The organism is Enterobacter sp. FW301-JW81 (genome assembly GCF_058788735.1).
Window position 1 is genome coordinate 17,207 of record NZ_JBYTBA010000012.1, and the last position, 11,987, is coordinate 29,193.

The window sequence follows — 11,987 nt, forward strand, 5'->3', positions numbered from 1 at the left end:
GGGATTTGACTGTGGCTGACAAACGGTTAAATTTAGCATTAGCTGTTAATTTTTCTAACGGATAGACCATGACGCGAAGCTATCTCCCGCTTAATTCGCTTCGAGCCTTTGAAGCCGCCGCAAGGCATCTCAGCTTTACGCATGCGGCCATTGAGCTGAACGTGACCCACTCTGCCATTAGCCAGCATGTTAAAACGCTGGAGCAGCACCTTAACTGTCAGCTCTTCGTGCGCGTTTCGCGCGGGTTGATGTTGACCACCGAGGGTGAAAATTTACTGCCGGTGCTGAACGACTCGTTCGACCGTATTGCCGGAATGCTGGATCGCTTTGCCAGCCATCGCGCTCAGGAGAAGCTAAAAATAGGTGTGGTGGGCACTTTCGCAACGGGGATGTTATTTTCGCAGCTGGATGATTTTCGCCGCTGCTATCCACATATTGATCTTCAGCTTTCCACCCATAACAATCGCGTCGACCCGGCTGCCGAAGGGCTTGATTACACCATTCGCTACGGCGGCGGTGCGTGGCATGGAACCGATGCTGAATTTCTTTGCCCTGCGCCGCTGGCTCCGCTCTGTAGACCCGACATTGCCTCCTGTCTAAACAGCCCGGCAGATATCCTGAAGTTTACCCTGCTGCGCTCCTATCGACGCGACGAGTGGACCGCGTGGATGCAGGCCGCGGGTGAACATCCACCCTCGCCGACGCACCGGGTGATGGTATTTGATTCGTCCGTAACCATGCTGGAAGCCGCCCAGGCGGGAGTAGGGATTGCCATCGCGCCCGTGGATATGTTTACCCACCTGCTCAGCAGCGAGCGCATCGTGCAGCCGTTTGCAACGCAGATTGACCTCGGCAGCTACTGGCTGACAAGACTGCAGTCGCGGACAGAAACGCCTGCAATGCGCGAGTTTGCACAGTGGCTGGTGGGAAAGATGCAGAAATAAAAGGCCCGCCGGATGGCGGGCCAGAGGCGTCAGATAGTGACTACGGCAATCAGCGTGACCACGGTCAGGATGGTCGCCAGACCGTAGAATACCCATTTACCGCTCGGTACATGGATTTTCAGGTCATGCATCGCATGGTGAATACGGTGCAGGCCACACCACAGCGGCAGGACGATCATCAGGAAGATGAACACGCGACCAATAAAGCTGCTCGCGAATGCCAGTACGCGTTCGTAGCTCAGCGCATCGCCCGGGAACAGCCCCAGCGGCAGCATAATGCCGACCAGCAGGATGATGACGGGAGCGATGATGGCGCTCCACATGCCGCCTGCGCCAAACAGACCCCAGAAGACCGGCTCGTCGGAACGTTTTGGATTTGGATTGATCACAGGTGTCTCCTTACCAGAACAGTGCGACAAACAGAATGACCACGGTGACAATAGCCGTCACCACCCAGAGTCCTTTAATGACCGGCTCTGGCCCCATTTTCTCGCCTTTTACAATGATGTTCGCCGCTTTTGGCGCCAGTTCAAACCAGGTTTTGGTATGAAGCAGCGCGGCCGCGAGCACGATCAGGTTCAGAACAATAACGATCGGGTTTTGCAGGAAGCCAACAAAACTCGCCCAGGTTTCCGGACCGTGCTTGAGGGCAAAGACACCGTACATCAGCTCAAGGCTGAACCAGACCGCCGGTACCGCCGTGCCTTCACGCAGCATGTAGAAGCGATAAAACGGCAGGTTTTTCCACCAGGTGGACGGCACTGGCCGCACATAGGCTTTGCGTTTAGTCGTCATCATGCACTCCTTAGCGTGGTTTCAGGGTAGCGATAAGAAAGTCTTTCGAACTTTCCACTTTACCCTGCTGAATGGCGGCGGCCGGGTCGACGTGCTTCGGACAGACTTCGGAGCAGTAACCCACAAATGTACAGCTCCAGACACCGTTCTGGCTGTTAAGCTGCGCCATGCGTTCTTTTTTACCGTGGTCGCGGCTGTCTTCGTTATAGCGGTGCGCCAGGGTAATGGCGGCCGGGCCGATGAACTCCGGGTTCAGGCCAAACTGTGGACAGGCGGCGTAGCAAAGGCCGCAGTTGATGCAGCCAGAGAACTGATGGTATTTCGCCATCTGGGCCGGGGTCTGGGTGTTGGGCCCCTGGTCCGGCGTGCGCGGGTTGCCGATAATGTACGGCTTAATGGCTTCCAGGCTTTCGATAAAGTGGGTCATATCAACCACCAGATCGCGTTCAATCGGGAAGTTGCCCAGCGCTTCAACCTTGATGCCTTTGGTGTACTCGCGCAGGAAGGTCTTACAGGCCAGCTTCGGCACTTTGTTAACCATCATGCCGCAGGAGCCGCAGATCGCCATGCGGCAGGACCAGCGGTAGCTCAGGTCCGGCGCCAGGTTGTCTTTGATATAGCCGAGCGCATCCAGCAGGGAGGTTTGCTCGTCATAAGGCACTTCATAGAAAGCGCTATGCGGTGCGGTGTCCACCTCCGGGTTGTAGCGCACCACTTCAATTTTCAGTTTTTGCATCTCAGCCATTCGCCTTCTCCTTCTTCTCGGCGGCTTCTGCTTCTGCACCGTACACGCGTTTCGCCGGTGGTAGCGTGGTGATTTTCACGTCGCTGTAGTCCAGACGCGTGGTGCCATCCGCATCGCGCCAGGCGAGAGTGTGTTTCAGGAAATTGACGTCGTCACGTTCGGTGCAGCCTTCGTCAAGACGCTGGTGGGCCCCGCGCGACTCTTTACGCGCCAGCGCGGAGTGCGCCATACATTCCGCCACGTTCAGGCCGTGACCCAGCTCGATGGTATAGAGCAGGTCGGTGTTGAAGACGCTGGAGGTATCGGTGATGCGTACGCGTTTGAAGCGCTCCTGCAGCTCCGCCAGCTTATCGACGGTTTTCTGCATCAGCTCAGGGGTACGGTAGATACCGCAGCCTTCTTCCATCGACAGGCCCATCTCGTCGCGGATCTTAGACCAGTTCTCGTTACCTTCCTGGTTCACCAGATCTTTCAGGCGTTTTTCAACGTCTGCGACCTGCGCATCCAGTGCGGCACCGTTGGCTTCGCCTGCTGTAGCCGCACGCTCCATCGCGCGCTCGCCCGCCATGCGGCCAAAGACGACCAGCTCAGCCAGTGAGTTAGACCCGAGACGGTTGGCGCCGTGCAGACCCACGGATGAACACTCGCCTACGGCAAAGAGACCTTTGATGCGGGTTTCACACTGCTGGTCGGTTTCGATCCCGCCCATGGTGTAGTGCGCCGTTGGGCGTACCGGAATCGGCTCTTTCACCGGGTCGACGCCGACGTAAGCTTTTGCCAGCTCGCAGATAAACGGCAGGCGTTCCAGCAGTTTCTTCTCGCCGAGGTGGCGCAGGTCAAGATAGACCACGTCGCCGCGCGGCGTGGAGATGGTGTTGCCTTTGCGCCACTCGTGCCAGAAGGCCTGAGACACTTTGTCTCGCGGGCCGAGCTCCATGTATTTGTTCTTCGGCTCGCCGAGCGGCGTTTCCGGACCCATACCGTAATCCTGCAGATAGCGGTAGCCGTTTTTGTTGACCAGAATACCGCCTTCACCGCGGCAGCCTTCCGTCATCAGAATGCCGGAACCCGGCAGGCCGGTTGGGTGATACTGCACAAACTCCATATCGCGCAGCGGTACGCCGTGGCTGAGCGCCATGCCCATGCCGTCACCGGTGACGATGCCGCCGTTGGTGTTATAACGATAAACGCGACCCGCACCGCCCGTTGCCATGACCACCGCATTGGCGCGGATCTGGACGAGCGTACCTTCCATCATGTTCATCGCCACCAGGCCGCGCGCATGCCCGTCATCAACCAGAATGTCGAGGACGAAATGCTCATCAAAGCGCTGAATTTGTGGGAACTGAAGGGAGGTCTGGAAGAGGGTGTGCAGCATGTGGAAGCCGGTCTTATCGGCGGCGAACCAGGTACGTTCGATCTTCATTCCGCCGAAGCGGCGAACGTTGACGCTGCCGTCAGGGCGGCGACTCCACGGACAACCCCACTGCTCAAGCTGGGTCATTTCGGTTGGACAATGGTGCACAAAGTAGTCAACGACATCCTGTTCGCAAAGCCAGTCGCCCCCTGCAACCGTGTCGTGGAAATGGTATTCAAAGCTGTCATGATCCTGCGCAACGGCGGCGGACCCTCCTTCTGCTGCCACCGTGTGGCTGCGCATTGGGTAGACTTTTGAAATCAATGCGATTTTAGCGTTGGGATTAGCCTGCGCTGCAGCAATCGCAGCACGTAATCCAGCCCCGCCAGCGCCTATTACGGCAAGATCGGCCTGAAAAGTTTGCACGACATTCCTCCAGATTTTTGTTATTTCGCAACGCGACAAACTAAAGGTAGTTCACCCGTCCAAAAGGACGATTGCGAAAGCGTTTCCACTGCTCCTTTATGGGTAAAACAGTATAACCGTGTAGATGGCAGGGAAATTTGACGTGTTCGATTTTTTTGCTGTTCTGTCCGGCGATTTATCATGAGGATTGATGAATTACGTCACGTAATTGCTTACCTAAATGAAATGCGCTTTTTTACTGCGCAAAATTTGTCTCCGCCACTGCTAACGAGTAGACTTCGTGCCCTTGTATGAAATCGGAGAACAACTCATGAGCGAAACGGCCACCTGGCAGCCGAGCGCATCCATCCCAAATCTGTTAAAACGCGCAGCAATTATGGCGGAGATCCGCCGTTTCTTTGCCGACCGCGGAGTCCTGGAGGTGGAAACGCCGTGCATGAGTCAGGCAACGGTAACGGATATTCATCTGGTCCCGTTTGAAACCCGTTTTGTTGGCCCTGGCCACTCTCAGGGTATGAATTTGTATCTGATGACCAGCCCGGAATATCACATGAAACGCCTGCTGGCGGCGGGATGTGGCCCGGTGTATCAGCTGTGCCGCAGCTTCCGCAATGAAGAGATGGGCCGTCACCACAATCCGGAATTCACCATGCTGGAGTGGTACCGCCCGCATTATGATATGTACCGTCTGATGAATGAGGTGGACGATCTGCTGCAGCAGGTCCTGGAGTGCCCGGAAGCGGAAACGCTCTCCTATCAGCAGGTTTTCCAGCGCTATCTTGAAATCGATCCGTTATCTGCGGACAAGCCTCAGCTGCGCGAAGTGGCGGCAAAGCTGGATCTGAGCAACGTGGCGGATACCGAAGAAGATCGCGACACGCTGCTGCAGCTGCTGTTCACCTTTGGCGTTGAACCGCAGATTGGCAAAGACCGTCCGACGTTTGTCTATCACTTCCCGGCAAGCCAGGCCTCACTGGCGCAGATCAGCACTGAAGACCACCGCGTGGCAGAGCGTTTTGAGGTCTATTACAAAGGCATTGAGCTGGCGAATGGCTTCCACGAACTGACTGACGCCCGCGAGCAGCAGCAGCGTTTCGAGCAGGATAACCGCAAGCGCGCCGCGCGCGGCCTTCCGCAGCAGCCTATTGATACCAACCTGCTTGAAGCCTTAAAAGCGGGTCTGCCGGATTGCTCCGGCGTAGCGCTGGGTGTGGATCGTCTGGTAATGCTGGCCCTGGGCGCAGAACAGCTGGGCGATGTGATTGCGTTTACCGTAGATCGCGCCTGACGGCAGTTAACCCTCTCCCGTGGGAGAGGGTTGCCCCGCTTATCTTACAGACTTCCCGCCGGGCGCGTACGCGCCGCTGACGTCAACGTTCTTCCCGTTTTACGCCCGTCCAGGCTTTCCAGACGCATCTGGAACGGTGGGAACGGCATATCGATACCGTGCTCGCGGAAGCCCGCCAGAATCAGCTGGTGGATCTCATGACGCAGCGGCATCCGGTGCCCCATTTCGGCGGCGTAAATACGCAGTTCGAAAATCTGGATCCCCTGCTGCAAATCGACCAGGAACACTTCCGGTGCCGGGTTATCGATCACCAGCGAGCAGCGCTCGGCGGCGGTGTAGAGGATCTGGGTAACCTCTTCGCTGTTGGCGTCCGACGGCGCCGGTACCGTCAGCACCACGCGGGTAACGGAGTCGGACAGCGACCAGTTGATGAACTGCTCGGTAATAAACGCCTTGTTCGGCACGATGATCTCTTTGCGATCCCAGTCGCTGATCGTTGTCGCGCGGGTGTTGATCTTCGTGATGCTGCCGGTCAGATCGCGGATCGTTACGGTATCGCCGATACGGATCGGTTTTTCGAACAGAATGATCAGGCCCGAGATGAAGTTGGCGAAGATCTCCTGTAAGCCAAAACCTAGCCCGACACCGAGTGCCGCCACTAGCCACTGCAGTTTCGACCACTCAATACCGATCATCGAGAAGCCAACCAGCCCGCCGAACAGCATGATCAGGTATTTGGTAATGGTCGTAATCGCATATCCCGTCCCCGGAGTTAAATCCAGATGCTGCAGCAGCGCCAGCTCCAGCAGCGCCGGGAAGTTGCGTACCAGCTGCGTGGTGATGATCAACACCAGAATAGCAATCAGCACCGCCCCTAAGGTAATCGGCTCAAGGCTTTCAACCCCCTGCACCGTGGACGTCACGTCCCACAGTGAGATGTTCTCCAGGAAGCCAAATGCAGAATGGATCTCCGACCACAGGAAGATGACCGACAGGAGGGCAATCAGCATCAGGATTGAGCGAACCAGACGCAGGGACTGGGTACTGATGGCATCCAGATCCAGTTCGACCTCGTCCGCTTCCGTCGTGCCTTCCGTACTGTTGACATGGTTTGGCTCTTCCTCACCCCGCGCACGCTGGGCGAGGATCTCTGCCCGGCGATGCTTGGCACGGTCAAACGCCAGGCGGCGCCGCTGAATCAACATCCAGCGGCGGATCACGTGGTACACCACCAGAAGCAGGAACCAGATTGCCACTGAGGTTTCCAGTCGCGCCAGCAGCGCCTGCGCGGTTGCCAGGTAACCCACCGCCGCTGCCAGCATCGCAATCAACGGCGCACTCAGCAGCAGGTTCCAGAGCAGCCGGTTGAACATGTTGTCGCCGCTACCGGATTTATCCAGATAGAGAGGTATACCGGCGCGCTTCAGGCTGAGCGTCACGATGGCCAGCGCCCCGCAAATCAGCATAAAGCAGAGGCGGCCCAGCGAGCCTGAGAACTCCCGGTCGTTAAGATTATCGAACATGATCAACGCCATAATCAGCGGCACAATCAGTCCGATGCTCATCAGGTAGTAACGCATGGCGCGCGCAACGCGGTTACGCGGCCAGCCAAAGTGGGCGATAAACAGGCCATTGGGCCGCGCGAACGTAGCGCAGATCATCACCACCCACAGCAGGGGAACCGTGGCGGTGACGCCATCGCCAATCGCTACCGCGAGCGGATAGGGCCAGGCTTCCCGCAGGCCATAGCCCAGCGTCATCCACAGCACGGGCAGCGGGGAGGCAACAAGAATCGACCAGAATACGGTACGCAACGTCAGCCAGAAGTGATCCTGGGTGACTTTCCCCACCCGGGAGCTGGAGCGTTCCAGGAAACGGGTGAAATGTCTGCGCGAGTAAATGCTACAGCCCACCAGAATCAATGCTCCCAGCAGTGGGAAAATGGTCTCTTTGCTGGTGAGCATCATCACGCTGGCCTGTCCCAGCTGGCTGACGGTGTCCAGCGAAATCAGGCGGCGCAGGTCCTGGACAATATCAATCGGCCACGAGAAGGTCATCGGACGCACGTCGGACGTCCAGAAGAGATAACGGTGCGTTGCCTCGTTCACCTCTTTCAGCGCATCTTCCAGCTGGCTGTTAGAAACCTTCAGCTTGGTCAGCTCCAGAATCAACGTATCTCCGCCCTGCAGCAGAGAGTTCAGCAGTTCACGCTGGGTGCGCAGCTGGGCTTCCAGAATGCGGTTTTGCTCGCTGGTCAGGGACTGTCCATCAGCCTGACGGATCTGGCGGATTTGCGGCTGTTTATTGAGAAGGTCTTCAAAGTGCAGGCGCTGAACGCGCAGCTGGGCCATCTCGGTATCGAGCTGTTGCGGCTTCGGCATTTCCGGCAGACGGGCGACCTGCGCGCGTAACGCCTCACCCAGCAGATTTGATGACCCCAGCCACTGGGACTGTTCGCGCAGGGTATTGAGCGCCTGACGAACCTGAAGGGTTTGGTTGGTGGCCTGACGCTGCTGCGAGGCAACCAGATCCATACGCTGCGCCTGCTGATTCAGGGCGGCAGAAAGCTCGCGGTTGACCTTAAACTGTTGAACGATGCCGGCAGGCAGGTTATCGCTGTTTTCCGCCAGCAGTTCGGTGCTTTCCAGGGCGCGCTCCGCTTCACGCTGGCGCTGGCTGTTGAGCTGGTTGCGCAGGGCCTGAAGATACGCGTCCAGCTGCTCGCTCTGCTTTTGCGCGAGTTCAGAGCGCATCCGCGACAGCTCCTGACGGTTATTAGCGGAGAGCTGCGCCAGCTCCAGCTCATCGACAAGGGCCTTCAGGCGAGCAGATTCTGCCTGCAGGCCCAGATTTTGTGCCTGAGCCTGTGGCGTATTGCCGCTTTGCGTGCCAACGCGACGCTCAACTTCATTAAGCTGGCGGCGGGCGTCGGTTTGCTGTTGCGGAAGCTGGCTGAGGGAGTCGGCAATTTCACGCGCTCGCTCCTGCTCCTGCTGGGCAAGTCGGCTCTTTTCCAGAAGCTGGCTGCTGACCTGCAGGATCTCCTGGTTCAGGGCGTCGGAGGTCATGCCTGCCGGCACGTCGCGCGGTTCATCTCGCAAATTATTGAGCTGCGCGCGCAGCGTCTGCGAGAGTTTGGGGAAGTTGTCGATAACCTGCTGATATTGCTGAGCGCGCTCAAGAGAGCCTTTGCGCTCTTCAAGCGCGTTCAGCGCGGACTGGAGTGACTCAACGGTCTCTGGCTGAGCGGGTTTTGCCGCTTTTGCCTGCTCCAGCTCCTGGGTTATCTGTTTGGCGTCAGGGGCTGTCGCTGCGTACGCCCCCATGCTGAGGCACCAGGCCATCAGTAGAACGATAATCGGGCGCACGTCAGCGATCCTTCTGTTGTTAGCCTTCGTCTTTCTTGTCGTCAACCAGCGGGCTGGCGTCGTGCTCGGCGATAATCTCTTCCTGCGGCAGCGGTGCCGGTTCTGCATCCGGCGTCACGAAGGTTTCGGTAGAGATTGCCAGAGGCTGGCCCAGCTTAGTGACTGACAGACTTTCGAGCTGTTCAGCCAGCTTCACTTTGCCCGGCGCAAACAGGTTGATCACGGTTGAGCCCAGCTTAAAGCGACCCATCTCCTGACCTTTCAGCAGGGCCACAGAGCCTTCCGCTTCACCGGCAGGCCAGGTCCAGCGCTTGATCACGCCTTCGCGAGGTGGGGTGATGGTGCCCGCCCAGACGGTTTCGATGCTGCCTACAATGGTCGCACCCACCAGAATCTGCGCCATTGGGCCAAATTCAGTATCAAACAGGCAAATGACGCGCTCGTTACGGGCAAACAGGTTCGGAACGTTCTGCGCGGTCAGGTGGTTGACGGAGAACAGGTCGCCCGGGACGTAGATCATCTCGCGCAGGATACCGTTACACGGCATGTGCACGCGGTGGTAGTCGCGCGGTGACAGATAGGTGGTGGCAAACGTACCGTTACGGAACAGATCCGCCATCAGGTAGTTACCCGCCAGCAGCGCTTCCAGGCTGTAGTTATGGCCTTTCGCCTGCAGGATTTTGTCGTCTTCGATATCACCCAACTGGCTAATTACACCGTCTGCTGGCATCACAAGGACGTTAGGGTCGGTGTTCAGCGGGCGAACTTCGTCACGCAGCGGGCGCACGAAGAATTCGTTGAAGGTGCGGTAGCTGGCGGTGTCCGGCTTCTGCGCCTCTTTCATATCGACCTTGTAATATTTTACGAAAAGGTCGATGACCAGTTTGGTCAGCCAGCCCGCGCGTTTGCTTGCGCCCCAGCCCGCCAGGCGAGTGAGCCACAGTTTTGGCAGAATGTATTGAAGCGAAAGTTTAAATGCGTTTAACAAGGTAGCCTCCAGGCCATTGTTTTGTCGTTCCTGATCCGGCGTTAAGCCGCCGGAACCTGAAAAAAGGGGACGATTTTAGCGATGCTTAGCTTAGTTGTCAGTTATCAGAATCAGAAAAGTTTTTACGCGTTTTTACGTCTTCCATGCTCTCAAGAATACGGTGGTAGTTCTCAAAGCGAGTTTCCGCAATTTCACCGTTCTCAACCGCTTCACGGATAGCGCAGCCCGGGTCGTTATCGTGTTTACAGTCGCGGTATTTGCAAGCGCCTAAATAGTCATGGAATTCGACAAACCCGTTGAAGATTTGTTCCGGCTCGAGATGCCACAAGCCGAACTCACGCACGCCAGGGGAGTCGATCACGTCGCCGCCGTGTGGGAAGTGATACAGACGCGAGGCGGTGGTGGTGTGCTGCCCCAGGCCCGAGACGTTGGACACATCGTTAGTCAGGATCTCTTGCTGGAGGCCGAGCAGATTATTCAGCAGGCTTGATTTACCCACGCCGGACTGGCCCGCAAAGATGCTGATACGGTCGGTCAATGCCTCTTCTAACGGCTTAAGGCCATCTTTAGTGTGGCTGGAGACCATCAGCACGCGATAACCAATTTTGCGGTAGATATCCATCTGCTCATTCACGAAGGCCATGCCGTCGTCATCCAGCAGATCGATTTTATTCAGCACGATGATAGGTTCAACCTGCAGCGTTTCACACGCGACGAGATAACGGTCGATAATATTGAGCGAGAGCTCGGGTAAAATCGCCGAAACGATAACGATCTGGTTGATATTGGCGGCAATAGGCTTAACCCCGTCGTAGAAATCTGGACGGGTGAGCACCGACGTGCGTTCGTGCACGGCTTCAACGATACCCTTCACCGTTACGCCTTCAGCGGCCTCTTTACCCGGACGCCAGACCACGCGATCGCCGGTAACAAGTGAACGGATGGTGCGGCGGATATTACAACGGTGAATATCCCCGTCGGCGGATTCGACATCGGCATGCATACCAAAGCGGCTAATCACGACGCCTTCTGTCGCTTCGCCAAACAGGTTGTCGTCATAATCCGGCTTCTCCGAAGTGGTTTTAAGACGGCGCTGGTGATTGGCGTTTACGCGGCGCTGCTGCCCTTTGGAGAGTTTATTTTTACTCAATCGCGCTGGCTCCTGGTCGCCCATGATGGGCAAAACCTCTATGATACACTCTAATTAATACTAGTTAACCTGCTACTGCTGGTTATGCGAGAAGGGTGGAAAATAACATGAGCGCGGATGAAAACAACCTGATTTGGATCGATCTTGAAATGACCGGGCTGGATCCCGAGCGCGATCGCATTATTGAAATTGCAACGCTGGTCACCGATGCCAACCTGAATATCCTGGCGGAAGGACCAACGATTGCGGTGCATCAGTCAGACGATCAGCTTGCGCTGATGGATGAGTGGAACGTGCGTACCCACACCGGCAGTGGTCTGGTGGAACGCGTGAAGGCAAGCACCATGGGTGACCGCGAGGCGGAACTGGCGACGCTTGAGTTCCTGAAACAGTGGGTTCCGGCAGGCAAATCACCTATCTGCGGTAATAGCATCGGCCAGGATCGCCGTTTCCTGTTTAAGTATATGCCGGAGCTGGAGTCTTACTTCCATTATCGTTATCTGGATGTCAGCACCCTGAAAGAGCTGGCGCGCCGCTGGAAACCTGAAATCCTGGACGGCTTTAAAAAGCAGGGGACGCACCAGGCAATGGACGATATCCGTGAGTCCGTGGCGGAGCTTTCGTACTACCGCGAAAACTTTATTAAGCTGTGATTTTGCGACCAGGTGCCTTGCGTGAGCGTAAGTTTGACGCTAAATTGTGCAGCTTGCCGATTAAATAAGCACTTGAACTGAATTTCGAAAAAATCGCTTTAAGGGGGGTTGCAGCTAAACGGATTTCTCGTATAATGCGCCTCCCGTAACGACAGAGAATTACACGTTACGACAGCAACAAAAGCAGTGCAGATTTGCGGGAATAGCTCAGTTGGTAGAGCACGACCTTGCCAAGGTCGGGGTCGCGAGTTCGAGTCTCGTTTCCCGCTCCAA

The 11,987-nt window shown here is 56.7% G+C and carries 10 protein-coding genes and 1 tRNA gene; 4 read left to right on the forward strand and 7 right to left on the reverse strand.

Annotated elements, in window-relative coordinates; genetic code table 11:
- Positions 1-68: 68 nt before the first annotated feature.
- On the forward strand, positions 69-944 hold the full coding sequence (gene ampR / locus AC3WOK_RS23275) for a LysR family transcriptional regulator AmpR (protein WP_059311848.1): 876 nt from the start codon (positions 69-71) through the stop codon (positions 942-944).
- Positions 945-973: 29 nt separating this feature from the next.
- On the opposite strand, the gene frdD is transcribed toward ampR, so the two are convergent.
- The 4 genes from frdD to frdA are packed head-to-tail and all read right to left on the reverse strand — an operon-like array spanning position 974 to position 4,267.
- Complete coding sequence (gene frdD, locus AC3WOK_RS23280; protein ID WP_000609653.1) at positions 974-1,333, reverse strand: fumarate reductase subunit FrdD; 360 nt, start codon at positions 1,331-1,333, stop codon at positions 974-976.
- A 10-nt stretch (positions 1,334-1,343) separates the two neighbouring features.
- Positions 1,344-1,739, reverse strand: a complete 396-nt coding sequence (gene frdC / locus AC3WOK_RS23285; RefSeq protein WP_063430441.1) for a fumarate reductase subunit FrdC — start codon at positions 1,737-1,739, stop codon at positions 1,344-1,346.
- A gap of 10 nt (positions 1,740-1,749) precedes the next feature.
- Entirely contained in the window at positions 1,750-2,484 is a 735-nt protein-coding gene (frdB, locus tag AC3WOK_RS23290; protein WP_447854986.1) for a fumarate reductase iron-sulfur protein, read from the reverse strand.
- Complete coding sequence (frdA, locus tag AC3WOK_RS23295) at positions 2,477-4,267, reverse strand: fumarate reductase (quinol) flavoprotein subunit (RefSeq protein WP_045909546.1); 1,791 nt, start codon at positions 4,265-4,267, stop codon at positions 2,477-2,479. Before frdA ends, frdB begins: the two co-directional genes overlap by 8 nt.
- Positions 4,268-4,577: 310 nt before the next feature.
- Here frdA and epmA point away from each other — a divergent pair, with 310 nt between their 5' ends.
- A complete protein-coding gene (gene epmA / locus AC3WOK_RS23300) occupies positions 4,578-5,555 on the forward strand; it encodes an elongation factor P--(R)-beta-lysine ligase (RefSeq protein WP_047346111.1) in 978 nt (325 codons plus the stop codon).
- Between the two features lie 44 nt (positions 5,556-5,599).
- On the opposite strand, the gene mscM is transcribed toward epmA, so the two are convergent.
- From mscM to rsgA, 3 genes are all read right to left on the reverse strand, one after another.
- On the reverse strand, positions 5,600-8,923 hold the full coding sequence (gene mscM / locus AC3WOK_RS23305) for a miniconductance mechanosensitive channel MscM (protein ID WP_059311851.1): 3,324 nt from the start codon (positions 8,921-8,923) through the stop codon (positions 5,600-5,602).
- Between the two features lie 19 nt (positions 8,924-8,942).
- Positions 8,943-9,911 (reverse strand): archaetidylserine decarboxylase, encoded by a 969-nt coding sequence (gene asd, locus AC3WOK_RS23310; RefSeq protein WP_492355167.1) that lies wholly within the window; start codon positions 9,909-9,911, stop codon positions 8,943-8,945.
- A 97-nt stretch (positions 9,912-10,008) separates the two neighbouring features.
- Complete coding sequence (gene rsgA / locus AC3WOK_RS23315) at positions 10,009-11,061, reverse strand: small ribosomal subunit biogenesis GTPase RsgA (RefSeq protein WP_010427739.1); 1,053 nt, start codon at positions 11,059-11,061, stop codon at positions 10,009-10,011.
- A 107-nt stretch (positions 11,062-11,168) separates the two neighbouring features.
- Here rsgA and orn point away from each other — a divergent pair, with 107 nt between their 5' ends.
- Together orn and AC3WOK_RS23325 are read left to right on the forward strand one after the other, a co-directional pair.
- Positions 11,169-11,714 carry an oligoribonuclease gene (gene orn / locus AC3WOK_RS23320; protein WP_008502926.1) on the forward strand — a complete coding sequence of 182 codons (546 nt, stop codon included), beginning with the start codon at positions 11,169-11,171 and terminating at the stop codon, positions 11,712-11,714.
- Positions 11,715-11,910: 196 nt separating this feature from the next.
- Positions 11,911-11,986 (forward strand) — tRNA-Gly (locus AC3WOK_RS23325).
- Position 11,987 lies beyond the last annotated feature (1 nt).

Coding starts and splice junctions, on each gene's coding strand:
- epmA (WP_047346111.1), top strand. CDS start 4,578: ATGAGCGAAACGGCCACCTGGCAGCCGAGCGCATCCATCCCAAATCTG.
- frdB (WP_447854986.1), bottom strand. CDS start 2,484: ATGGCTGAGATGCAAAAACTGAAAATTGAAGTGGTGCGCTACAACCCG.
- ampR (WP_059311848.1), top strand. CDS start 69: ATGACGCGAAGCTATCTCCCGCTTAATTCGCTTCGAGCCTTTGAAGCC.
- orn (WP_008502926.1), top strand. CDS start 11,169: ATGAGCGCGGATGAAAACAACCTGATTTGGATCGATCTTGAAATGACC.
- frdC (WP_063430441.1), bottom strand. CDS start 1,739: ATGACGACTAAACGCAAAGCCTATGTGCGGCCAGTGCCGTCCACCTGG.